The organism is uncultured Chitinophaga sp. (genome assembly GCF_937898475.1).
GTDB lineage: Bacteria > Bacteroidota > Bacteroidia > Chitinophagales > Chitinophagaceae > Chitinophaga.
In genome coordinates this window covers 75452-98005 of the sequence record NZ_CALEJS010000040.1, presented here as the reverse complement: position 1 = coordinate 98005, position 22554 = coordinate 75452, and the positions used below count along the sequence as shown (strand labels likewise).

20 protein-coding genes and 2 tRNA genes are annotated in these 22554 nt (G+C 48.9%); 7 read left to right on the top strand and 15 right to left on the bottom strand.

Annotated features, from left to right (window positions below):
• Positions 1-290 precede the first annotated feature (290 nt).
• Positions 291-1229 (top strand): hypothetical protein, encoded by a 939-nt coding sequence (locus Q0577_RS23670; protein WP_298740734.1) that lies wholly within the window; start codon positions 291-293, stop codon positions 1227-1229.
• A 58-nt stretch (positions 1230-1287) separates the two neighbouring features.
• On the opposite strand, the gene Q0577_RS23665 is transcribed toward Q0577_RS23670, so the two are convergent.
• Positions 1288-1369 (bottom strand) — tRNA-Leu (locus tag Q0577_RS23665).
• A 134-nt stretch (positions 1370-1503) separates the two neighbouring features.
• Between Q0577_RS23665 and Q0577_RS23660 the strand changes: the two genes are divergently transcribed.
• Positions 1504-1779: a DUF2784 domain-containing protein gene (locus Q0577_RS23660; RefSeq protein ID WP_298740732.1), complete on the top strand. Its 276-nt coding sequence runs from the start codon at positions 1504-1506 to the stop codon at positions 1777-1779.
• Between the two features lie 90 nt (positions 1780-1869).
• Positions 1870-2337, top strand: a complete 468-nt coding sequence (locus tag Q0577_RS23655) for a YbhB/YbcL family Raf kinase inhibitor-like protein (protein WP_298740730.1) — start codon at positions 1870-1872, stop codon at positions 2335-2337.
• Between the two features lie 9 nt (positions 2338-2346).
• Here the strand turns inward: Q0577_RS23655 and Q0577_RS23650 are convergent, their stop codons facing one another.
• The 4 genes from Q0577_RS23650 to Q0577_RS23635 all read right to left on the bottom strand — a co-directional run bounded on the left by Q0577_RS23650 (position 2347) and on the right by Q0577_RS23635 (position 7076).
• Complete coding sequence (locus tag Q0577_RS23650; protein WP_298740727.1) at positions 2347-3054, bottom strand: LytTR family DNA-binding domain-containing protein; 708 nt, start codon at positions 3052-3054, stop codon at positions 2347-2349.
• On the bottom strand, positions 3051-4031 hold the full coding sequence (locus Q0577_RS23645) for a DUF4407 domain-containing protein (RefSeq protein ID WP_298740725.1): 981 nt from the start codon (positions 4029-4031) through the stop codon (positions 3051-3053). Before Q0577_RS23645 ends, Q0577_RS23650 begins: the two co-directional genes overlap by 4 nt.
• A 9-nt stretch (positions 4032-4040) precedes the next feature.
• Positions 4041-5531 (bottom strand): histidine kinase, encoded by a 1491-nt coding sequence (locus tag Q0577_RS23640; RefSeq protein WP_298740723.1) that lies wholly within the window; start codon positions 5529-5531, stop codon positions 4041-4043.
• 84 nt (positions 5532-5615) lie between these two features.
• Positions 5616-7076, bottom strand: coding sequence for a hypothetical protein (locus tag Q0577_RS23635; RefSeq protein WP_298740721.1), 1461 nt, complete (start codon positions 7074-7076; stop codon positions 5616-5618).
• 154 nt (positions 7077-7230) lie between these two features.
• Here Q0577_RS23635 and Q0577_RS23630 point away from each other — a divergent pair, with 154 nt between their 5' ends.
• The 3 genes from Q0577_RS23630 to Q0577_RS23620 all read left to right on the top strand — a co-directional run bounded on the left by Q0577_RS23630 (position 7231) and on the right by Q0577_RS23620 (position 10267).
• Positions 7231-8445, top strand: coding sequence for a T9SS type A sorting domain-containing protein (locus tag Q0577_RS23630; protein ID WP_298740719.1), 1215 nt, complete (start codon positions 7231-7233; stop codon positions 8443-8445).
• A gap of 152 nt (positions 8446-8597) precedes the next feature.
• Complete coding sequence (locus tag Q0577_RS23625) at positions 8598-9455, top strand: AraC family transcriptional regulator (RefSeq protein ID WP_298740716.1); 858 nt, start codon at positions 8598-8600, stop codon at positions 9453-9455.
• Positions 9456-9553: 98 nt separating this feature from the next.
• The gene (locus tag Q0577_RS23620) at positions 9554-10267 is read left to right on the top strand and encodes a siderophore-interacting protein (protein ID WP_298740714.1); all 714 of its coding nucleotides are present in this window, start codon (positions 9554-9556) and stop codon (positions 10265-10267) included.
• 91 nt (positions 10268-10358) lie between these two features.
• Here Q0577_RS23620 and Q0577_RS23615 read toward each other — a convergent pair whose 3' ends face one another.
• The 8 genes from Q0577_RS23615 to Q0577_RS23580 form a co-directional block, all read right to left on the bottom strand.
• Positions 10359-11777 carry a right-handed parallel beta-helix repeat-containing protein gene (locus Q0577_RS23615; protein ID WP_298740713.1) on the bottom strand — a complete coding sequence of 473 codons (1419 nt, stop codon included), beginning with the start codon at positions 11775-11777 and terminating at the stop codon, positions 10359-10361.
• 420 nt (positions 11778-12197) lie between these two features.
• Positions 12198-13574, bottom strand: coding sequence for a right-handed parallel beta-helix repeat-containing protein (locus Q0577_RS23610; RefSeq protein WP_298740712.1), 1377 nt, complete (start codon positions 13572-13574; stop codon positions 12198-12200).
• A gap of 293 nt (positions 13575-13867) precedes the next feature.
• Positions 13868-13940 (bottom strand) — tRNA-Ala (locus tag Q0577_RS23605).
• 81 nt (positions 13941-14021) lie between these two features.
• Positions 14022-14438, bottom strand: a complete 417-nt coding sequence (locus Q0577_RS23600; protein WP_298740708.1) for a response regulator — start codon at positions 14436-14438, stop codon at positions 14022-14024.
• The gene (locus tag Q0577_RS23595; RefSeq protein ID WP_298740706.1) at positions 14422-15519 is read right to left on the bottom strand and encodes a hybrid sensor histidine kinase/response regulator; all 1098 of its coding nucleotides are present in this window, start codon (positions 15517-15519) and stop codon (positions 14422-14424) included. Before Q0577_RS23595 ends, Q0577_RS23600 begins: the two co-directional genes overlap by 17 nt.
• Before the next feature lie 12 nt (positions 15520-15531).
• Positions 15532-17736, bottom strand: coding sequence for a 7TM diverse intracellular signaling domain-containing protein (locus Q0577_RS23590; protein WP_298740704.1), 2205 nt, complete (start codon positions 17734-17736; stop codon positions 15532-15534).
• Positions 17737-17744: 8 nt separating this feature from the next.
• Positions 17745-18386 (bottom strand): isoprenylcysteine carboxylmethyltransferase family protein, encoded by a 642-nt coding sequence (locus tag Q0577_RS23585; protein ID WP_298740702.1) that lies wholly within the window; start codon positions 18384-18386, stop codon positions 17745-17747.
• Positions 18387-18401: 15 nt separating this feature from the next.
• Positions 18402-19124, bottom strand: coding sequence for a hypothetical protein (locus Q0577_RS23580; RefSeq protein WP_298740700.1), 723 nt, complete (start codon positions 19122-19124; stop codon positions 18402-18404).
• Positions 19125-19651: 527 nt separating this feature from the next.
• Here Q0577_RS23580 and Q0577_RS23575 point away from each other — a divergent pair.
• Positions 19652-20386 (top strand): superoxide dismutase, encoded by a 735-nt coding sequence (locus Q0577_RS23575; protein ID WP_298740698.1) that lies wholly within the window; start codon positions 19652-19654, stop codon positions 20384-20386.
• Here Q0577_RS23575 and Q0577_RS23570 read toward each other — a convergent pair.
• Together Q0577_RS23570 and Q0577_RS23565 are read right to left on the bottom strand one after the other, a co-directional pair.
• On the bottom strand, positions 20289-21797 hold the full coding sequence (locus tag Q0577_RS23570) for a glycosyltransferase family 39 protein (RefSeq protein WP_298740696.1): 1509 nt from the start codon (positions 21795-21797) through the stop codon (positions 20289-20291). The two genes, Q0577_RS23575 and Q0577_RS23570, sit on opposite strands and share 98 nt — an antisense overlap.
• 77 nt (positions 21798-21874) lie before the next feature.
• Positions 21875-22552 (bottom strand): phosphatase PAP2 family protein, encoded by a 678-nt coding sequence (locus Q0577_RS23565; protein WP_298740694.1) that lies wholly within the window; start codon positions 22550-22552, stop codon positions 21875-21877.
• Between the last annotated feature and the right edge of the window lie 2 nt (positions 22553-22554).

The window sequence follows — 22554 nt, the reverse complement described above, 5'->3', positions numbered from 1 at the left end:
GCTTACTATAGGCTTACGAGACGCTTACCTAAGGGGTAAGCTTAGTGCAGGCGGAGTGTTTGCTTAGTAAGTGCTTAGTGATTGCCTGCTGAGTGTTTAGTAAGTGTTTGCCCTATGCTTCACCTATTCCTTTTTACCCCCCGCCAACTCCCCGAAATTTCCCTCGCGCTAATGCCAACACGGGAAGCTATCACCTCATCATCCCCTGGCTTTTTCCGGTAAACAATCCATCGCCAATATCTTCCCATTTTCTTATGGAAATACTACCCGGCTGCATCTTTAGTGTTGATATGAAACATTTGTTTGTCACTATCCTGCTGTTTGTACATTACCACCCTTCCTGTGCACAAACAGCTACCAACAGCCTGCTGCTCAAAACAGACAGCAGATCCCACCTTCATTACGTTGAACTGAAAGACACCGCTGCCTGGGTGTTTGACCACTACCGCGACCATCTGGGATATAAAGCAGCAGTGATCACAATAGACACATTACATAAACAGCCAGATGGCGGTTACCGCGGCAACTATTTCCGGGTAACCTTGTGCAACAACGGGCTTTACCAGCTCAACATCCCGGGGAAAAAGAAGGCCCTGCCGCTAAACACCGTTACTGACACCATACAGGCAAATCTTCACCTGAATAACGCCTGGCACATGAGTCATTACCTGTCGCTAAGCCGGCAGCTAAGGCAAACTTATCCCCTGAGCAACTATCATTACACAGAAGCCTACGCTGCCTGGAGAAAGCTTCCTGAGCATGAAAAGTATATGCCCTACCTGCAATTCAGGGCGGTGTCAGCCGCACAACAAAACGATACAAAAGCGCATATCTACGCAGAACAGGAGCGATGCACCCGCCTGACAAACTACCTGCTGCAACACATGGATACCCTGCACTATAGCGTGCTGAAAGACAGCCTGACGGCGTTATTGGCATATCATCAAAGCCAGTACGCCGGGGTAGTGATAGATACAATCACACAGCGCCAACCCAGCTACTTTTTCCGCCTGGCAGAAGATCTGCCGCAACAGCGGGAATGGATTTTTTCCAAAGGGGTGTATAACAAACGGGCATTCTCCCGCCTGGCAGGTGTGGAAGGGCATGAGGATGTAAAAAGGGAATTCATGAAGAGCAGGAAGTCGCAAAGGAAGTTTACCTGTCAGGCTATTGGTAGTGCTGTTTTGGGGTATGGGTTGATAGCGGCGCTGATTATGGTGTTGCTATAGCTAAGTATTTAATGAAGGGAAATAAAAAAGCCACAATGATAAATCATTATGGCTGTTGTGCGGGTGGAGGGACTCGAACCCCCATGCCGTGAAGCACCAGATCCTAAGTCTGGCGTGTCTACCAATTTCACCACACCCGCAAACTTTAGGAGGACTGCAAAGGTATTATTTTTTGGGAATTAAAAAAATGTAAGGTCATCGTTTATACAGAAAAGTGAGTGGCTCTTGTTTATCAATTAGTTAGATTTGATATTAAAAGCAGGTAATGCTCCATTTGGCAGACTTTTTACTCACCGGCTTACACCTCCTGATCATCGGGTTTAACCTGTTGGGATGGATCTTCCCGGCTACCCGTAAGCTGCATTTCATTTTCATCCTGCTTACCGCCGCCAGCTGGTTTATATTGGGCATCTGGTTCGGCATCGGTTACTGCCCTATCACCGATTGGCAATGGCAGGTGAAAGAAAAGCTGGGAGAAACCAACCTGCCTGCTTCGTTTATTACTTTTAGGCAAACAAGATTACCGGCCGTCATTTCAGTGATGTATTGATGGATCGTGTGGTGTTGGTAACGATGAGCTGGCCGCCCTTCTTTAACCCCGCATGTTTTTTGTACAAGGTGTTCTCTAAAACCATGCACTATGCACATCACCAGCGTTTTTGACCATCAGCAGCACATACCGCAGCCATACACCTGCCTCGGACCTAATATCAGTCCGCCGCTGCAGTTCCATGATATTCCAACCGCCGCCCGCAGCCTCGTCCTCATCTTTGAAGATGTAGACGCAACACCCAAACCCTGGACACACTGGATGGTATTCAACATCCCGGCCAGCACCACGGAAGTGCCCCAGAACACCATCCCGCCCGGCGGCGTGGAAGGCCTGGCCAATAATCACAGCTTCGGCTATGAAGGCCCCTGTCCTAAATACTTCAGCGGCACTCATCATTACTGGTTCCGCTTATATGCACTGGATATCATGCTGGATCTTCCTCCCGCATCCGAGCGGGAAGCCGTAGAGGCAGCTATGCAGGGACATGTACTGCAGACAGCCGCCCTGCAGGGATTATGTACAGCGGCAGAACAGCCGGTCAAGACTGTGCAATGATCGCTACAGTCAGCTGTCTTTCCCGTTCCATATTTTACTCGCGGCATCGGCATAGGCAGCGCCAATGCTGATGCTCGCCTGTTGTATGTAGAGGTAATTGCGGTCAATACGCTCTACCTTGTTATTGGCAACAATAAAAAAGCGGTGTACCCGGGTGAACAGCGGCGATGGCAGTAAGGCCAGCGCTTCCTGCATGGATATACGCGAAAGCAGCTTGCGGTCTTTCAATACAAAGTTCACATAATTACCCGCGCTTTCCAGGTACAGTATATCATCCAGTAATATCTTGTATTGCTCGTACCCGCTTTTGATAAACAGATATTCAGGGATATAACCAGTCAAGGTATGCTGCTGTTTCATTTGCAGCAGGTAATGCGCTTTGTTGCAGGCCTTCAGGAAACGCGAAAGGGAGAAGGGTTTCAGCAGGTAGTCTATCGCATCCAGCTCAAAGCTTTGCACCGCATGCTCTGAATAGGCAGTGGTGAATACTACCATCGGCGGGTTAGACAAACTGGTCAGGAAATCGATACCCGTAATATCAGGCATCTTGATGTCAAGGAACAGCAGGTCTGTTCTTTCCCGGTTCAGGTGCTCCATTGCCTCAAAGGCATTGGTATAGTAACCCGTCATTTCGAGGAAGGGCACTTTACCTGCATGTGATCTGATGACAGACAGCGCTACCGGCTCGTCATCTATGGCAATAGCGGAGAGCTTCATACCATACTGTTTTTCCGGTATCCAAGATAAACATTATTATGGTCCATCAGCTTGTCATATTCTCCCTTTGGCATCAGCAGTTTGCTGAGTAAGGGCATAATCTCTATCAAAGTAATGATTAATACGATCAGGCGATAGCGCTGGCGTAATGCAGGATGCTGATCCGTTAGTTCGCCCAATGCTTCTGTTTGTGCCAGGAAACCGTCTGTAAGCGAGGCTGCATAAGCCTGTTCCTTTACACGGTTCTCTTTCCAGATCTCCTCCTGTTGGCGCTGCCGCTCCTGCAGCTGTGGCATAAGGCTGCTGCGCAGCATGCTCAGCTCCTGCTCCGCTTTCAGGTATTCGGTTTTCTTAACACGGGCAATGGATGATTCACCGATCTTGCCTGTACCACCGGTGCCGTCGGTTTCTTTGATGTAATCGTCTTTATAGGCTTTTACCTGTGCTTCTTTCTGCTGCAGCTGCTGTTCCCATTGCTGCCGGTCTTTTTCCAGCGCTGCTTTACGCGGGGCATTCAGCGCGTCCAGTTCTTCGCGGAATTTTTCCAGCTTACCCTGTCGGTTCAACACCATCTGTGCCTGTATATCTTTCTGAAAAAGCATCAGCACAACAGGTTGTGAGATGAACAGGCCAATGATAACGGCCAGGAACAAACGAAAGGCCACCGGAAGAAACTGCCGGCGGCCTGCGCCCGACATGGCTGCTATCAGGCTACGGTCAATGGAAAGGATGGCAAAACCAAAGAAAACAGCCAGTCCTGCGACCACTATTTCGTCGTTTATCACGGTAGAGAAGAAGTAACCCCATGCCAGTGTGGCAAATAACCAGGTAACGAGCACGGATATACCAATGATACGGTAGCGCTCGCGGTCTAGCCGGCATTCTTGCAGTGTGGCTGCATCTGCAGCAGCCATCCACCAAAGAAATTTACTAAGCCCGTCTGCTGTTGTTATGCTGTTCGTAGGCGTCTGTTCCATGCGCTTGTTTTATTTTACGTGTATCGTCAGGTGTACAAAATATTCGGTAGCGGTTTGGCGGATGCCCAGTTCGTGCCTGTCAGGATATAATAAAGCAAGGCGGGTCCTTACATTGTTCAGGCCAATGCCACGGCCTTCTTTTTCAGGGTCATTCTCCGGCCTGGTATGTGTGGTGTTGTGCACATCAAAATAGATCTTCTCTGCATCGCAGGAAAGCGAGATGGTGATCCTGGAACGGTTGCGCAAACTGATGCCGTATTTAAATGCATTCTCTACAAAAGGGATCAGCAGCATAGGTGCAATGTCATGCTCGCAGAAATTTTCTTCAATGTTCACATTGATCTGTATGTCTGCGGCACCCTGTGTGCGCAGGCGTTGCAGCGAGATATAGTTTTGCAGGTATGCTACTTCCTTATGCATGGGGATTTTCTCCAGGTGATTTTCATCCAGCATAAAACGCATCATATCTCCCAGCTTCTGTATGCCTTCACTCGTATTTACCGCGTTTTCCTGCAGGGCGGTTCCGTATAGCGTGTTCAGTGCATTGAACAGGAAATGCGGGTTGATCTGCGCACGCAGAAAGTCAAGATCAGCGGCAGAACGTCCCAGTGCCGCCTGCAGGTTCAGCATGGTATGCTGACGCGATTGGCTGGTGGTATACAACCACCAGGTGAGCGGCAGCAGCGCCACAAATTGTACCAGGAACATACAGAACACCATCAGCGACAGCGGCTCCGGAGAACCATGCCAGGCAATCAAACCGAAAAAGAAGGTCAGTATGCCTGCAGCCATGGAGGTCAGGATAAGATCACGCCAGAGAATGGATTTACGATGATGTGTTTTATAAAAAGCAGGGAATGCCCGGTGATACCAAACATAAAAGACAACGGTGTAGTAAGGTCCTCCGCATAAGAGCACAATGAAAAACTCCCGATGGTGTATGCCATATGAAAATACCAGCAGCATCGCCCAGATGCAGCCCAGCAGCAGGGGCTCACTCAGTACTTTTTTCCTGCCATGGAAATACTGGAAGTAAATATGTTTGACCGCATAATACAGCACATAGAGCAGCGCGTAAAATGCAGTAGTAGTGAAAGCTGATTTGGCAAAGTGCATATGCGCCCCTCTCACGGTAGCATACACGCCAAACAGGTAACCGTAACGGTAAGAGTAGGCAACCATCAGCACCAGGAACACCAGCGCCAGCGTAACCACAGCCAGTGACAGACCAGGCAGCCAGCGCCGTTGTTCCAGGAATCCGGGGATCACATGCATATTCAGGAAAAGAAAGGCGGCATATACAACAGACATCTGCGCCAATAACGGCAACACATAATGGATATAATAATCAAATACCTGGTGGTAATGATGAAACTTATAACCATAGTCACGCTGCATATCAAACACATTATAGGTAACGCTTTGATACAGCAGCGGGAATAATAGTAACAGGAATATGGCGGTAGCAACGCCGAATTCTAGTTTTTTGAAAGGGATCATTGTTGAAACTTTCAACAATGATAGTGATCTATTACGAGTGCGTATTTAAAATGGGACGAACACGTGTGAAAATGGGATGAAACCCTATCCAATGGTGATCTTCCAGATACATTTATACCCGTAGTCCGCCACATAGATCAATCCGCCGTGGATCACCGCCAGTCCGCCCACCTGGTCCATCCGGATGGCTTTCGCCAGTTCCTCATGCCCGTCCGGATCCAGTACGATCAGCGGCAAATGGTAGCTGCTGTCCCGCGGCCCCACAAAGGGGCAGCCGCAATAGGTGGCGGTAGAGAAGTGCCCCACACCCGCGAGGGTGATTACCTTACCGGAGGTGCTTACCTTACGTAATGCCCCATTGGTACCGTCTGCCACATAATAGAAATCATTGAAAGCGGCAATAGCCTTGGGATAGGAGAACTGGGCAACCGCCCCCGTGCCGTCATTCAACCCCTCGAAAGACGTTTTACCCGCGAGCCGCGAGGCCACCCCACCCGGACTGATCTTTGTAATGCCCTGGAAGAACCCCGAGCTGCCGCTCACATAGAAGAGTTCATTGCTGGTGTTGATGGTGACACCGGATGGAAGGGCCACCTGCTCCTGTGCCATGGGCGTTATCCGGCTGCCCGGCACCGTGGTGACTACTCCCGCTGGCGTTATCTTTCTGAGTTGTGAGCCGAAGGTAACGGCGTTGTAATTTTCTCCCACAAAGATATTACCGGCAGCATCTACTGCGAGTCCCTGTCCCAGTTCTGAGCTGGCAAAATCGTCTACCCGCTGTGCGCCGAAAGCAAAGCTGGCGGCGGCGCCTGTGCCATCGGTATTGCCGGTGGCCCCGCTACCTGCGAGTACGGAAACAAGGGAGGGCGTGGCCATGTTAATGGTTTTCACCTGTTTGGCGGTAGCGTCTGATACGTACATCAGTCCTGTTGTGTGGTTGATCCCAATACCCACCAGGCGGCCAAATTCATTGGCGCCTCCTGCAAACACAGAGGTTACTCCTGCGGGTGTTACCTTGATGATCACATCATGGGAGGGGCGCTGGTCTATCACATAGAGATTGCCGGTGCCATCGGCTGTCATTTCTGCGGGCATGGTGAAAGTGCCGTCTGCTTTTCCGCCTGTAAAGCCGGCGAAGACCACGCCCCGTACGGTAGGCCGGTACAGCAGGCAGCTGCGGCAAAGCTGGAAGATGGAACTGCCAATGGTCAGGCCTATAACATCAATACGAACCGTGTCTATATAACCCATCAGCGGCAGGATGGTAAGGATATAATTATCCCTGGCCTCAATGATCTGCGCAGGAATGGTATCAAAGTACAGTTTGCCTTCTGCCTTTATCCGGCCTTCCTGGTTCCATTTCCTGAACGCTTCCGCGGTAAGCTGTATAATGGTTCCTGCATGCGCATCGCCCAGGGGCTTACCCCCGGCATCGGTAATAATGGTCGAAATCTCTTTGGGAGGCTGGGACGGCGGCGGATACTTTTTACAGGCGCCCGTCAGTAGCAATAGCAACAACATCCAAAGTAATGGCAACTTTTTCATAACATTTTGGGGTTTAGTAGTTTAGAAAAAGGGGTGCTGGTACGAGGGCTTATCAGGAGAATAACCTCGGCAAAAATAATGTTATTTGCCCGTTACCCGGCAGAAGAAATGATCGAAATTTGTCGTAACTTTTATAGACCCAAATTAACCTTATATGAAAACCGTAACTTTACGCAAAATCCCTTTTTTCTTAAGCTCCGTTTGCCTCCTGGCTACCTGTTTCAGCGCTGCTGCACAGCAGCGTGGCAGCAGTGCCTACGCTATTACGGCAGACACCATCGGCGGCATGAACTGGAATGTATTGCGCCTCATTGACATCAACAATGGATCAGCTATCAACCAGCTGGGTAAGGCCCCCGCTCCGGCCACTGCCGAAAATGCAAGGAACAATGCAGGCAAGGTAGCCGCCGCCGCATTTGATAATACCACGCATCGCCTGTTCTTTGCCACCATGCATACCAATGAGCTGTATGCGGTGAACCTCAACAGTAATAGTGCCGCACCGGTAAAAGTGGCTGATCTGCGTATCAATGATCCCTTTGTCAGCCATCCCGAAGAGAATAATATCAGCCGTATGGTCATCGGCGCAGATGGTAACGGCTATGCCCTTACTAACGACGCAGAACACTTCTTTACCTTCGCCACTACCGGGCAGCAGGTAAAGTTCAGAGACCTTGGCAGCCTGAAAGATGCGCCGGAGAATGGCGGGAACTCCGTTCACGCTTTCTGCACCGGCTGGGGGGGCGACCTGGTAGCGGATAAATACGGCTACCTGTACCTGATCAACATTTACAACAAAGTCTTCAAGATAGATGTAAACAGCCGTGAAGCTACTTTCATGGGCGCCATACAGGGCCTGCCGCAGGGCTTTTATACCAACGGCGCCGCTGTAGACGATAACGGCAAGGTGATCTTAAGCTGCTCCACCTACGGCAAGGGTTACTACCTGCTGGATATGCCTTCGCTCACGGCAGCCGCCATTACAGGAAAAAATACCGATGTATACAACGCTTCCGATCTGGCCAGCGGCAACCTCCTTTTCCAGGATAATAAGAAAGACAACTACATAGCTACCGCACCGGAGAAACTGGATGTAGACGGCAGCAATATCTCCGTCTGGCCCAACCCCGTTCCGGTAACGGGCAATACTTTCAATGTGGCCTTTAACGCGCTGGATAAAGGCGATTACATTGTACAGCTGGTAGATATGGACGGTAAGGTGGTGGTAAGCAGGCCTGTAAGGCTGGGCTCCAAACGCCAGACCATCCCCATTAACTACGGGTCCGGTATTTCCGGCGGTTTATACGTGGTACAGGTGCTGAACAGCAATAATATAACACAAACCGCCCGTAAAATTTTTATCCTATAAACAGTTCCTTACTGTTCCTGATAAGCAACCATCCCGGCGGGTTCTGCAACGTGGAGCCCGCCGGTTTTTTTTAACTTCTCTGTGCCGGCTGCAATATTGCATTTCCTTATTCGTCTATTACTGTATAAACAAAAAGCTGTTGTTTTGCAGTTATGTCTTCACGTCTTAAGCAAACCATACCCGTACATATATTAGAAGAGCGGTCTCCCCTGGGACTGGAGGTTTGGTCTGTCAGCATGGCGGGGGAGAAACCCGGAGAGAGCCTGGGTATTCATCGTGACGATCACTATATTTTTGTGCTGCTGGAAACAGGCGAGAGCCGTATTATGATAGACTTCCAGACGCAGTGCCTTAAAGCGCCCGGCCTCCTGTATGTGCAACCGGGACAGGTGCATGAATACGTTGATTCCATCAATGCAAGCGGCTGGTTCGTGGCGGTAGACGCCATGTGGGTAGGAGATCTTTTTCAGCCCGTATTACATGAGGCAGCCGCCCTGGGGCCGCTTTGTATTACAACAGAGCAGCAGGCCTCACTGTCCGGTCTTTTGAAAGTACTGGAAGCCGCAAGGAATGATGCAGCGAGCGCCTACTTTAAACCCATCCTGCATTCCCTGGTAAGCGCCTTCACCGGGATGGTGGCAGGGTTATATGCCGGGCAGGCGGGCGACTGTAAACAGGCGCTCCGCAGCAGCGCCATTACGGCCTCCTTCCGCCAGTTGCTCACAGCACATTACAAGACCCTGAAAAGCCCCGCAGATTATGCCGGTAAGCTGAATCTTTCGCTGTCGTACCTGAACGAAACGGTAAAGGCCAATACCGGTTTTCCGGTAAGCTACTGGATACAGCAGGAAACAATGCTGGAAGCCCGGCGCCTGCTGTATTACAGTAAAATAAGCGTTAAAGAGATTGCCTACCAGCTGGGTTATGAAGACCCTACTTACTTCTCCCGCGTATTCAAAAAAGTGGTAGGGCTCAGCCCCGGAGACTACCGCAGGCAGAACCGCGAATAGTCCTTCTTTTGCCATGTTTTGTCCCTTTCCTGCGGAGGACGATGTTGTTGTTTTGCATATTATTTTGAATACATCACATAATCATTTAATCATCGTCTATGGGAGCTACTCTTCAGCTGATTAAACGGAAAGCGATATCCCTGATAGAACAACGGATGTCTAAAACAGGTACCGTATTGGCGGTACGCGCCTGGCAGCCAGACGCTGTCATGGAAGTAGATCTTCACCTGCCCGGGGTTAATATGCATAAATGGACACAGGCGCAGCATATCAAATGTAAAGTGGCAGATTTTGAGTACCGCGATTACACCCCCTGCGGCTGGGATGCAGAAACAGCTACCTGTACGCTGATCATACACACCGGTCATGATGGGGCGGGGGCACGATGGGCCCGCAATCTGCAGAGCGGCGATATCATCTCTTATGTAGGCATCGGTTCTTCCATGCAGAAACCGGCTGACAATGTGCACCTGGTGTTCCTGGGAGATGAAAGCGCGATAGGTCATTTTGTTGCACTACACCAGCTGGCTAAGCGCCCGCTTTCGGTAACAGGTGCCATTGCTTTTTCGGAGCCTGCACACCAGGATGCGTTCCGGGAATATTTCTGTGACTTTGGCACCGTACAGGCAGTAGTTAAAACACCCGGGCATGATAGCAATGCATTACTGCAATGGGTAGCCGGGCATCATTTTTACAGCAATACGGTATTCTACCTGGTGGGGCAGATACCCGTGGTAGTACAGTTAAGGAACTTGCTGAAGGCCCAGGGCATCAGCGGTATACAGATAAAATCCCAGGGCTTCTGGAAATAAAAAGGCCACAGCCTGTTACGGAACGATCATCAGCAATGATCATGTTCGCAACAGGCTGCGGCTTATTGGTTGATGGCGCCAGGGCCTTTTTTTACTGAACTTTATAACCGGCAGTTCCGATAGTGGAACCAGACATCGGTTGATAGAAGTAGCTGGTATTTACCTTGGCAGCTGTAACGGTTGCAAATTTCTTGTCAGCCAGTGTACCGGTACCTTCTTTGTAAGTACCACCACCTTCTGTATAGATGTAAGCGTTGTCATACAGCGGTCCGCCACCCATTCTCGGCTGGATAAACACGTTGGCGTTAATGATCTGCGGAGCAGTCATCTGGCCGTTGAAGCCGTTGATGCGAAGGCTGTTACCACCTGTTCTGGCAACGGTGTTGTTGCTGATGGTAATGGTAGCCTGACCGGTACCCCTTAAGCTGATACCATCGTGGCCGCCCTGGTTGTCACGGAACAGGTTATTGCGCAGAATGTGTCCGGCGCCTTCACCGTAAAACTGTAGCAATTCTCCCCAGCCATCATGCACGTAGTTGTCATGTACGTTAGACCTTGTAACGCGGCCGCCAATCAGGATGCCGCCATTGTGGGAAGAGTTGTGCTGCAGCGCCCAGTTCTTCACTTCGTTCTTGTACACCTCCAGCAGGTCAATAGCGGCAGTCTGGATACCATCTGCACCACCATCGTGTACATAGTTGTTGTAGATCTTCACATTAGACCATTTGATGGGCTGTACGTACTGGTGACCGGAAGTAAAGCCGGATTTATCACCGTAGTAGGAAGTGTTGGAAGTCAGGTCCCAGTAAGTGGCGGTATGTCCAATGTACATTGCCTCATTCCAGGTGCCGCTGATTTCGCAGCCGTAGATGGTCAGGTTCTTCATCTGTGAGTTCGGATACCAGGTGCTCTGGTCGTTCTTCTTAGGATCTGTTTTAGCCCAGATACCGGTACCGCCATTGGTGATGGTCAGGTTCCTGATCTCGAAATTGTCTGTCTTCTCTGCCAGGATCAGGTTGAAGTATGCCTGGCGGGCAGACTGGGTAGAACCTGTGATCTTGAAATAATTTTTGCCGGTAGGACTGCCAAACTTAATGTGGTGGCAGTTTGAGAAGCGGGCCGCTTCTGCATAGGAACCGCCTGCCCAGTTAGGATTACCAATGGTAGTTACAGCGCCAACCGGATGTTTAATGTAGATCGGAAGATCAGCAGTTCCGCTCATGTTGTAAAAATAAACTGCTTTGAAATTACCCTTCAGGAAGATCTCGTCACCGGGCTTGTAATAACCGTTGCTGTTGTTTACGCTCAGGTACCCGTTGGCGTCTGGTGTAAGGGTAAATTGTCTTCCGGAAACGCGGTTGCCTTCTACTGATACTTCGGCAGTTGAATCTGCCCCGGGTTTCACAGTGTCTGCTAATTCGTTTTTGCTACAGCTTACAGCCAGGATTGAAGCGGCAGTAACAACGGCAGCAAACAGTTTTCCTGCATAAAGTTGGCTTAGAACTCTCATGGTTTTTCGGTATGGTTTAATTGTTAAAAAGTAAAAGCAAACAGGGTGTCAGCATGACAATTATGTGACAGGTAGTACATAACCGGCATTAATGACATATACTAATGGATGTTGTGGTAGAGGTTATACAAGATATGGATGTTGCGGTGTTGATTTGTTGTGTTTAGTACTCAAAATGTGTTTGCAAAAAAACGGAACTTATTTTAAAAAATTATACCTGCTACGTTGGTGGATGTCCGTAAGCTGAAAGTTATGCCTGTGGCGGGCCTTCAGGCGATAAGTAATACTTTATACCTAACCTGATTAAAAAAAATATGTAATGAATAGAGTAATGTTATAATATATAAAAAACTCTAACTCTTAAAATTTTTTATAATTTTTTGTTTTGATTGTTTAACCAAAAATACAGGGGTGTCCGGTTTACCCCCTTTTTCTGTAACCGGAAGTTGAAAGTGGTGAGTTTAGCCGTGGCTGATAGAAGTTACTTACATCTACATCTGCTGCTTCTACGGTGCTGAATTTTGTGTTGGCTTCAGCGCCGCTTCCTTCTAAAACAGTAGCGCCCCCTTCCGTATAAATGTATGCGTTAGGATAAAGCGGAGCGCCGCCCATTCTTGGTTGTATCAGCGCATTGCTGTTGGCTATCTGCTGTGAGGTCATGCCTGTAAAGCCGCTCAGGCGGATGCTGTTGCCACCGGTTCTTGCCACCGTGTTGCTGGTGATCTTCACAACTGCTTTGTTGGAACCCCTGATGCTTACGCCATCATTGCCTTCCATGTTATCGCGGAAAAGATTATTGTGGATAATATGGACAGATCCGTTCTCGCCGGATCCATAAAACTGTAGCAATTCTCCCCAGCCATCATGCACGTAGTTGTCGTGCGTGTTGGTGTTGGTAGTGCGGCCACCTATCAGTATACCGCCGTTGTGAGCAGAGTTATGCTGCAGTGCCCAGTTCGTTACTTCGTTATTATATACTTCCAGTTGGTCAATAGCAGAAGTCTGTATACCATCTGCACCAACATCATGCACATAGTTGTCGTATATCTTTACATTATGCCTGGGCTGTACATATTCATGACCCGGGGTAAATTTATCCGGAGAATCGTAGAAGGATAGATTGGCTGTCAGGTCCCAGTAAGTGGCCGTGTGCCCGATGTACATGGCTTCATTGTTTGTTCCGCTGATCTCTACGTTGTGTATAGACAGTTCTTCCATCTGCGAGTTGGGATACCAGGTGCTGGGGTCGCTTTTTACAGGATCTGTTTTTGCCCAGATACCGGTGCCGCCGCCTTTAATGGTCAGGTTCCTGATCTCCACGTGATCGGTATGTCCTCTTAATATAAGATCAAAATAGGCAGCCCGGGCAGAAGAGGTAGCGCCCTGTATCACAAACTCGGAGCGTTTGCTTTCAGCGCCTATTTTAATATAGTGGCAATTGGTAAAGCTGAGCGCTTCTGCCCATGAGCCGCCGTTCCAGCCGGGGTTACCTATATAGGTTACCGTGCCGGGCGGGTTCCTGATGATGATGGGGGCAGTGGCGCTGCCGCTCATATTGGTAAAATAAATGCTGGAGAAATTGCCTTTCAGGTTCAGCACATCGCCTGGCTTGTAGAATTTATTACTGTTATCCACTGACAGTCTGCCGTTGGCATCCGGTGTCAGCGTATAGGTTTTGCCCACAGCAGGTGGAGGGTTAGTCTCTGTTCCGGGCGGATGGCTATTGTCCGGTTTGGCGGGAACGTCACCTTTTTTACAGCCAACAAAAAGAAAGGTTAGAGCTGCAATGATCAACATACATGATTGCTTAAAAGGTATGGATGATTTCATGGTATAGGGCTTTTCATCGGAATAGCACAAATAAAGATACGCTTACACAGGTATATTAAAAATACGTAGCTTTCGTTAAATATTATGATTTTTTCTGTTATTTTTTTATTGTGCTTCAGAATGAGCCGGTTAGGTTGGGTAACGGTCAATAGCAGCTTTATAAAATGTGGGGGCGCCATTTTCGGGGTCATGGCCATAGCTGCAGCTGCTGAGGGGAAATAAAAAAGCCGTCTCCTGAAAGGAAACGGCTTTTTGCTGGGTGGAGGATATCGGACTCGAACCGATCACCTCAAACATGCCATGCTTGCGCTCTACCAGATGAGCTAATCCCCCTTTGCTGGCCGCCTGTCAGCAGCAGTACTGCTGGAAGCGGAGTGCAAATTTAGTTTTTTTTCCAAAAAAGCAAACACTTCTTTAAAAATCTTTGAATATTTCACCTACGGTTTCTTTCAGATCCCTTGCCAGCAAGGGTTTCTTGAGCAGTTTAATTACCAGCGGGTTGGCGTTTGTACGGTTAATATCCCCATAATCCAGCGAGGAAGATACCATTACGATGTAACACTGTGATTTGATCTTTGAAGGATAGGCGTCAAAGGCCGACAGGAACTCAAACCCATCCATTTCGGGCATCTGGATATCCAGCAGGATGATGGTAGGAGGGATGCGGTGCAGGCTGATATTGGAAGAAAGGAACTCCAATGCCTTGTTAGCGCTTGTAAACGACAGAACCGTCCTGCTGATCTGCTGAAGCGTAATAAGCCTTTCATGCAGTAGCAGGTCTATCTCATTATCGTCAATCAATATGATCCGTAAATCAGGAATCGAAATCATTTCTGTTAGGAATAGTTATTTCAAACTGGGTACCTTCACCGTATTTAGACTCTACATTTATTGTACCGCCAATTTTGTTCAGCGCCTCTTTAACTATATATAAACCAATGCCACTGCCCGGCTTATTATTATTCTTTGACCGGAAAAACATTTTGAAAATGTTATTCAGGTGCTCGCTCAGTATGCCGATACCATTATCCTCTATCCATATGGTGGCCTTATGCGGTTCCACTTTTACCGTCAGGTTCACCTTGGGGTTGGCTTCATCCGGCTTTTGATACTTAACAGCGTTCGATATCAGGTTGTTTAAAATTACGCTGATGCGGAAAGTATCCCCTTTAAAATCCACGGGCTGGTCTATATTCAGCTGGAATTCTATCGAAGTGTTCTGGGGTTTGAAATTGGCAATGCATTCCTGCAACAGGCTGTCAAAATAGATCTTTTCATGCTCAACATCCAGGCGGGAATTACGGTAGTATTCGATGATCTTCTGAATGAAACCGTCCAGCTTCAGTATGCACGATTCGATCATATCCACGTAACCGTTAGGGTCCTTTACTGAATTATCCAGCCGCGCCAGGTTGATAATACCCAGCACAGACATCAGCGGTGAACGCAGATCATGAGAGGTGGAGTAAATGAACCTGTTAAGCTCGTCGTTGATCTTTTCCAGCTCTGTTATCTTTTCTTTCAGGTTTTTGCGCGCCTGGTACATTTCATACGCATTGCTGATGGTATTCTGCAATTCGTATTCATCCCACGGTTTCTTAATGTAAGAAAAAATATGGCCTTTATTGATAGCCTCAATAATATCTTCTACATCAGTATAGCCGGTCAGCAGAATGCGGATAGGGTCAGGGAGGACCTCCCTGATCTCATAGAAGAATTCAACACCGGTAGTAACAGGCATTTTCTGATCTGCAATGATGATATGTACATCGACGCTCTTTAAGAGCAATTTGCCTTCCTGTGCGGAATTGGCAGTGTATATCTCATAACTTCTCCTGAAACTGGCTCTAAAGGCATTGAGGTTATGAACTTCGTCATCGATGTACAATATCCTGATACGGTTCTCTTTCATTCAGGGATATTGTTAGTTCGGCAGACTGGTAATTTTCAATGGTAAATATATAATAAATTCAGCACCTTCGCCGGGGGCTGTATTCACTACTATCCGCCCGTTGTGCTTTTCAATAATACTAAAAACAATAGACAATCCCAAACCGGTGCCTTCTCCAACATCTTTTGTAGTGAAAAAGGGATCAAATATTTTCTCTTTCACTTCCTGCGACATACCGGTACCCGTATCCCGTATGCTGATCATTACCTGCCCGTTGCTTTCGCGCCGCGTAGTGATGGTAAGGCTTTCCTCCTTATCGCTATGCTTGCTTTTGATGGCATTGAAGGAGTTGGTGATGATGTTCATAAACACCTGGTTCAGCTTACCGGCATAGCATTCAATCTTGGGCAGATCACCGTATTGCCTGATGATCTTTACATTGGGCGGCACGCTGTTGCGCAGCAATACCAGTGTGGAATCAAGACCTTCATGCAGGTCAACGGATTTTACATCGCTTTCATCCAGGCGGCTGAAGGTGCGCAGCCCTCTCACGATCTCGGCTGTACGTACCGCACCATCTTCTATGCCTTTTATCAGGTCTGCTATCTCATCATGTAAAAAAGTGATGTCGATCTGTTTTTTATAGGCTACTACATCCTCGAACACATGTTTCAGTTCAGGGCGCTTTTCCAGCTGGTCATATTTTTCAAGCAGGGCCTTGATATCGTCTATGTCCAGTTTGAGCGGTTTGATATTAGAGGTAACGAAATTGATGGGGTTGTTGATCTCATGCGCAATGCCGGCTGTCAGCTGACCCAGGGAGGCCATCTTTTCTTTCTCTACCAGCTGCGTCTGCGCTTCCTTCAGGCTTTTAAGGGCTGCGTTCAGCTCGGTATTGGCGCGTATCAGTTCATCTGTCCGTTCTGCCACCTTGGTTTCCAGTATCACGTTCTGCTCGCGCACCAGTCTTTCGTTCTCCTGCGATACCTCCAACGCAATGGCCTGGGAGGCTTCCTTCTCCTTCTTCAGTATGTTGATCCTGTCTGCCAGTGCAAAGGACAGCAGGATGGTTTCCAGCGCTGAGCCTACGTAAGAGCCATAGGTGGTCAGATGATTATATGGCAGTACCCCTACATTGCGCAGTACAAGCACGATCAGCCCCACCAGGAAAACGCTCCAGGCAACCAGGTAAAACAAGGCCTGGCGGTTGCCTTTTGCCAATACCAGTGCGGAGCTTAACAACAGGAGCAGGCTAACCACCCCGCTGCAGATGTTCAGCAGCGTATAGGCATAGATGTTCTGGCGCAGCAGGCTTAGTACCGCCGCCAGGATATAAAGGATGGCCACGCCGTTCAGTATCTTGTTGAGGTAAGGCAGGTAGTGCCCCACCTTCAGGAAGTCCTGTATGAACAGGATACCGAACACGCCCGCGAGCATGGTGCTGATGGTAACCCCGTAGTAGTTCAGCTCCGGATAGTTGGGCCAGAGAAAGCGGTAAAGGTATCCCGCTAATATCACCTGCGCCAGACCAAGTCCCGCCAGGTAAAGCAGGTAAGTACGGTATACACGGTCCCGTGTGGATATATAAATAAAGAGGTTATAGGCAAAAATGGCCAGCAGTATACCCATGTATATGCCCAGTATCAGGTCAGTCTGGTTAATATTGGCATCCAGCTGGGATTGCGTCCACACGTTCAGTGGCAGCAGGATGGGATGGTCGCTTTTTACCTTCAGCAGGTAAGTGGCCGTGCTGTCTTTGGGAAGTGAGAGGTTAAATACAAAGTGCTGATGAGGGTAGGGCCGCTGGCTGAAAGGATAGCGGTTGCCTGTTTTGAATGTATGTGCCAGGCGGCCGTTCTGAAATATAAAAAGCGTGAGCTCACTGATGTTCATATAGGGCAGCTCCATATAGAGGGAGGGTTCCCCCGTTTTATTTGTGAGGCTGAACCTGAGCCATTGAGCTGCGGGACCGGGAGCGAAGTTAATAATGCTTTTATTGCTGGGTTTGAAGCCCGGGTTGTTCAGCAGCTGGCTTACGTCCTCAATAGTATCGTTTTCCTGGCTGAGCAGCCATACGTTAGCGCCGATCAGTGTTTCCCGTTCATCGTTCCTGACCTTGATGGTGTCCTGTGCCCGGGCTGGTAACAGGGAGGAACAAGCCAGGCAGCAAAGGCAAAGCGCCTGCCATAGGGAAAGCCGTTTCAGATAAAGATAAATGAATGTATAAACGTGCCTCATCGCTTTAATTACCAGACGTAGGGGATGATCCTGTAAGTGTGCTGCTGATATCGTTGATAATCATCCGGGAAAAGGTTAAGCAGCAGCGCTTCTTCTACCGTGATCCGTTTGTAGTAGGCGATCATCATCAATAAGAGCGCCAGCAGGAAACAGGGCAAAGATCCCAGCAGTACGGGAAAGCCTGTAAGGATCAGTAGGGCGCCCAGGTAGCTGGGATGACGCACCAGTGCGTACGGACCGTCTGTGATCAGGCGATGTGCATCTACAGACTGCACATTGGCCGTAAAGTATCGTCCCAGGTAACGGATAGCGTTGATCCTGATATAAAGTCCCGCTATGATCATGATAAGTCCGAGCCAGAGCGGCCAGGTCTGATCCGGTAAGGAAGAGGCCCAGTAGCCCCACTGTAACATCAGCAATACCAGGCTGGAAATTGACATTACAAGGATCAGCAGGATGGAAGAACGGTCGCTTTGCTGGTGCTCCCGCTGCTCTTTCATGCTGAATGCCGGCTGAGTTAAGTTAAGTAAAAATATCGCAATAACAATAATACCGATCCTATAGTCTAAAAGCCGTTCCAGGTTACCTATCAGCGGAAGTATCATAGCAATGAATATGGTAACCAGTGTGAAGCCTGCCTTTTTTACCATTGAGTTGTCCGGTTATCAGGTGATGTAATAAGGTTTCTGAAATGGGATGCCATCGAGCTCCAGGTAGTACTGCAGGTCCATTGTCCCTTTAGGACCTTTCAATACAATGCTCAGGTAGGGCTGGTCGCGCAGCTCCATGATCCTGACCCGCTCATCGGGGTGTGCCATACTGAGTTCTACCGGGTCTTCTATGATCAGGGCAGTGGCAATCAAATCTTCTTTGGGGTAGTAAAAGGTGCCGTTGTTGCCCAGGGAGGTAAGTATCTTGAACCCGATGCGCTGGCTGTTCTTGAAGGTGGCCTGGGCGCAGAAGCCCAGCAGGGTGGTAATGGGCAGCTGGTTCAATACCGCCATGGCAGCCCTGCCAATGATCATGCTGCCGATGCCCCAGCCGGCTACCTCCCTTGAATTCCACAGGCCGCAGAATTCACCGGTGCCGCCCTGCTCATGTAGTGTCTGTACCAGGCGGTAAATGCCCGGGTCCATTGCATTGATAGCCGTTTCAATGGGCAGGGGCGTTTTACCGCCCGTTAATTGCAGCCGGCATCCTCCATAGATCTTTTCTTCAGTATCATCTACCACGCTGATCAGGTAAGTGTAAGGTTCATACATCCAATTGGTGGAAGCAGACGTTACTTTGGTAACGCCATAAGCCTCCAGTACCTTCCTATGCCCATTGATATAGCGCATACATTCTTCCGGATAATCCACTGCTCTGAATATTTTTACCTTAAGCATGTATAGGAATGCTTTAATTTTTTTAAACTCTGCTAAACATTATGGTTATTCTTAGTAATGTACGTTCGCAAAACAGTCCGTCTTATGCGTCGGTGCACTTCCCGTGTATGTAGAGGTGACAGTTGGCAATACATTTTCCACCTTGTACAACATAGTCAATTTATTTACCAGTACAGCAAATATTACATCATTGACTACGATGTAGTCACCACACGGGATAAATAGTCTCATTGTATCTCAGAATAGTTATTTGTATTGACTTTCCTACATGAAGTTACAGTTAAAATAGTATTATTTCCACAATAAACGATAATGATTTTTAAGCACATACCACATGTCTGTATAAATATGCAGTAATTTAACCGTGAAAGACGCAGTTTTAAACGCACCGTTAAACGCGTAGTCATGCAATAGCGCACTCAGGCGGCCAGCCTTACTACTCGGATAAGTGGTGCAATATTTGTAGCTTTACCTGCTACTGCCTTTTAGCTTTGCGTCATTATATCATCAATTTCAATACTATTGATATGGATAAGAGAGAATTCATTAAACTGGCCGGCCTGGCAGGGGTGGCTGCTTTGAGCAATCCTTCCGGCCTGCTGGCTGCTACACCCGTAAGCGGCATTACCGGCAAGACGGGGGGTGCTAAAGCGCCTTTTGAGCTGCCTCCACTGCCTTATGCCGCCGATGCCCTGGAGCCCAACATTGATAAACTGACGATGGAGATCCATCATGATAAGCATCATGGTGCGTATGTGAAGAACCTGAATGAAGCAGTGAACGGAACCACCTTTGCCAGCCTTACACTGGAGCAGATCCTGAATAAGGTAACGGAGAAAGACAAGGCTATACGTAATAACGGCGGTGGCCACTATAACCACTCCCTTTTCTGGCCATTGTTGTCTGCAGAAAAAACAGCCCCTTCTGATAAACTGAAGAGCGCCATCAACAGCGCATTCGGTTCATGGGACACCTTCCAGCAGAAATTCAACGATGCCGCCAAAGGCGTATTTGGTTCAGGTTGGGCCTGGCTGATCCTTACTCCGGAAAAGAAACTGGCCGTAACATCAACACCTAACCAGGATAATCCGCTGATGCACCAGCTGGTGAAGGAAAGAGGCATCCCGGTAATGGGATTGGATGTATGGGAACATGCCTACTACCTCAAACATCAGAACCGGCGGCCCGAATACATCGCGGCCTTCTGGAACGTGGTGAACTGGAATGAGGTACAGAAACGATATGATATGGCTTTGAAATAAAAGCCGTTAGTGCATAGCCGTTAGCCGTTAGTACAGGAAGCCGCGATAGCTGTCTTTTACTAATGGCTGACGACTGACCGCTAACCACTGTTTGCTGCGCATGTGCCATGACTTTAGGCCCGAAATGCAGCAGGGCCACTTCGATAAATATAGCCGTGCCCAGGAAAAGCCATAATAAGCCCGCCTGGTATTTTTTACGGAACAATGCAATGCAGCTCAGCGTTACCAGCAGTATATATATAAGGCCATAGCTCACCTCCAACAGGCTCCAGTGTATATTGGCCTCCAGGTAAGCCCGTATAAAAGGATCCCTGATATTGGTACTTAACACCTGTTTATACACTCCGGCTACAGGCAGCAGTATCAGTGCTATACCCAAAATGATACCTGTCGTTAATAATAGAACGATATTCCATCCGCGCAGGGAATGCCTGCCTTCTGCAACCCGGTATACCTGCCGGGCAGCCAGGAAGGAGAGAGGCAGATAGTATAACGTAGACGGGCATACCAGCAATATCACCCAGCACATACTCCACATCCAGGCATTGAGCGCCCTGATATCCAGGGGCGGCGGTGTAGCATATATGGAGCGCCGGCCGCGCCGTTGCAGATAAGTGAACAGGAAAATGCCCATCGGAAAACAGCCGGGCAAAAAGGTCCAGTAATAAAAAGGACCACGGAGAAAGATGCGGGGGAGTATGGCTGCCTGGTGACGGCAAAAATTGCCTGCAAAGGTCCAGCCTTCCCTGAGTCCCACGCACACCAGCCAGAAAGCAGCGGGCAAACAGGCTACCAGCAGCAGGATGCCTATATGGCCAGGCCGGATACCCGTCTTCCCTTTACTGCTGATCCAGTAGGCCAGCAGGGTGAGCAGGTGGATGACGACGACGGCAGGGCCGTTGGTCAGAACGGCCAGTCCAAGGCAAAGCCCGCTGAGCGCTGCCGTACGGAATGGTTTACCGCTATACGCTATACGGTAGGCAAAGTAAACAGACAGGAAGGCCAGATAATTGTAAAGCGGGTCGGCCAGGCCCGATTTAAATAATAAATAAGGTAACCAGGAACCTGCTAAAACAATTGCCCACCAGATCCCAAGGTTGCTGTCTGCCTGTTTTTTACCGATGGCATAGACCGTCAGCAGGGTAATGATGCCGATCATGGCGTTGGGCAGCCTGGCAGCAAAATCACTGCTGCCGAAGAGGACCATGCTACCGGCCTGCAGCCACACAAACAGGGGATAGGTATCGTATAAAGGTGCTGAACCTGCATGGGCCAGGGTATAGCGGCCGCTGACCAGCATTTCCCGGGCAGCGGCTGCCAGGCCTGTTTCGTTGGGCGAAAAAAGTGGCATCGCGCCCAGGAATGGCACAAATAAACATCCGGCTACTATGGCAATTAACAGGTACTTCATTCCCGCTGCAGGTGGTTTATTGGTTTAACAGTTGAACCGCTTATTGGGTTGTTAGCCTCACCACCACAGCGCGGGAGTTATCCCAGTTTGGCTTCCGCCAGCAGGGCGGCTTCCGCATGCGGACAAAGCACCGGTGTTCTGGTGAGGTTCCGGAATTCGAACAAACCGTATACCACAAAACTTGCCAGCGCACCAATGATGCTGCCGATATAGATATCTGCAAAGAAATGTTGTGCAAGGTAAATGCGGGAGTAAGCCGCTACCAGGGCCAGTCCGATAAGCAGAAGTCCCCGTCTTTTATTATTGTCAATAAGCGAAAGATAGCTGAAAAGGGCAAAGGCACAGGCTGAATGGCCGGAGGGCCAGCTGTTGTGATAATGTACGGAAACCCATTTTACGGTATGTACAAAGGCTGCCTCCTGGAAATAGAGCATAGGCCGCGGCGCATCTGCCATGTGTTTAACAGTTTGTACTACCAGGGTCATTAGTAATACAGACGTAAGGCCTATCAGGAATGGTTTGAACTTGCGGGTAACCAGCATGCAAACCAGCACCACGGCAAAGCTAATGCCGTCTCCCAGGTAGGTAATGCCCGTCATCAGCACATCTGTAAGGGGATGATGCATGCGGTTAATGCCGATAAATAATTCTTCCGGGGTGAAAATGCTCTGCATAACTCCCCCTGCCAGTACCCAAAGGACCAGCGTTAGAAAGAAGTAGGTGTTCTTTCTAAACAGTGTAACGAACGTTTTCATAG

Bases quoted from the DNA above. Each gene is read 5' to 3' on its own strand.
- Q0577_RS23595 (WP_298740706.1), bottom strand. From the start codon at position 15,519: ATGAAAGAGAACCGTATCAGGATATTGTACATCGATGACGAAGTTCAT.
- Q0577_RS23635 (WP_298740721.1), bottom strand. From the start codon at position 7,076: ATGAAAAAGTTGCCATTACTTTGGATGTTGTTGCTATTGCTACTGACG.
- Q0577_RS23570 (WP_298740696.1), bottom strand. From the start codon at position 21,797: ATGAAGTACCTGTTAATTGCCATAGTAGCCGGATGTTTATTTGTGCCA.
- Q0577_RS23620 (WP_298740714.1), top strand. From the start codon at position 9,554: ATGGGAGCTACTCTTCAGCTGATTAAACGGAAAGCGATATCCCTGATA.
- Q0577_RS23610 (WP_298740712.1), bottom strand. From the start codon at position 13,574: ATGTTGATCATTGCAGCTCTAACCTTTCTTTTTGTTGGCTGTAAAAAA.
- Q0577_RS23585 (WP_298740702.1), bottom strand. From the start codon at position 18,386: ATGGTAAAAAAGGCAGGCTTCACACTGGTTACCATATTCATTGCTATG.
- Q0577_RS23645 (WP_298740725.1), bottom strand. From the start codon at position 4,031: ATGGAACAGACGCCTACGAACAGCATAACAACAGCAGACGGGCTTAGT.
- Q0577_RS23630 (WP_298740719.1), top strand. From the start codon at position 7,231: ATGAAAACCGTAACTTTACGCAAAATCCCTTTTTTCTTAAGCTCCGTT.
- Q0577_RS23625 (WP_298740716.1), top strand. From the start codon at position 8,598: ATGTCTTCACGTCTTAAGCAAACCATACCCGTACATATATTAGAAGAG.
- Q0577_RS23640 (WP_298740723.1), bottom strand. From the start codon at position 5,531: ATGATCCCTTTCAAAAAACTAGAATTCGGCGTTGCTACCGCCATATTC.
- Q0577_RS23590 (WP_298740704.1), bottom strand. From the start codon at position 17,736: ATGAGGCACGTTTATACATTCATTTATCTTTATCTGAAACGGCTTTCC.
- Q0577_RS23600 (WP_298740708.1), bottom strand. From the start codon at position 14,438: ATGATTTCGATTCCTGATTTACGGATCATATTGATTGACGATAATGAG.
- Q0577_RS23655 (WP_298740730.1), top strand. From the start codon at position 1,870: ATGCACATCACCAGCGTTTTTGACCATCAGCAGCACATACCGCAGCCA.
- Q0577_RS23670 (WP_298740734.1), top strand. From the start codon at position 291: ATGAAACATTTGTTTGTCACTATCCTGCTGTTTGTACATTACCACCCT.
- Q0577_RS23580 (WP_298740700.1), bottom strand. From the start codon at position 19,124: ATGCTTAAGGTAAAAATATTCAGAGCAGTGGATTATCCGGAAGAATGT.
- Q0577_RS23565 (WP_298740694.1), bottom strand. From the start codon at position 22,552: ATGAAAACGTTCGTTACACTGTTTAGAAAGAACACCTACTTCTTTCTA.
- Q0577_RS23650 (WP_298740727.1), bottom strand. From the start codon at position 3,054: ATGAAGCTCTCCGCTATTGCCATAGATGACGAGCCGGTAGCGCTGTCT.
- Q0577_RS23615 (WP_298740713.1), bottom strand. From the start codon at position 11,777: ATGAGAGTTCTAAGCCAACTTTATGCAGGAAAACTGTTTGCTGCCGTT.
- Q0577_RS23575 (WP_298740698.1), top strand. From the start codon at position 19,652: ATGGATAAGAGAGAATTCATTAAACTGGCCGGCCTGGCAGGGGTGGCT.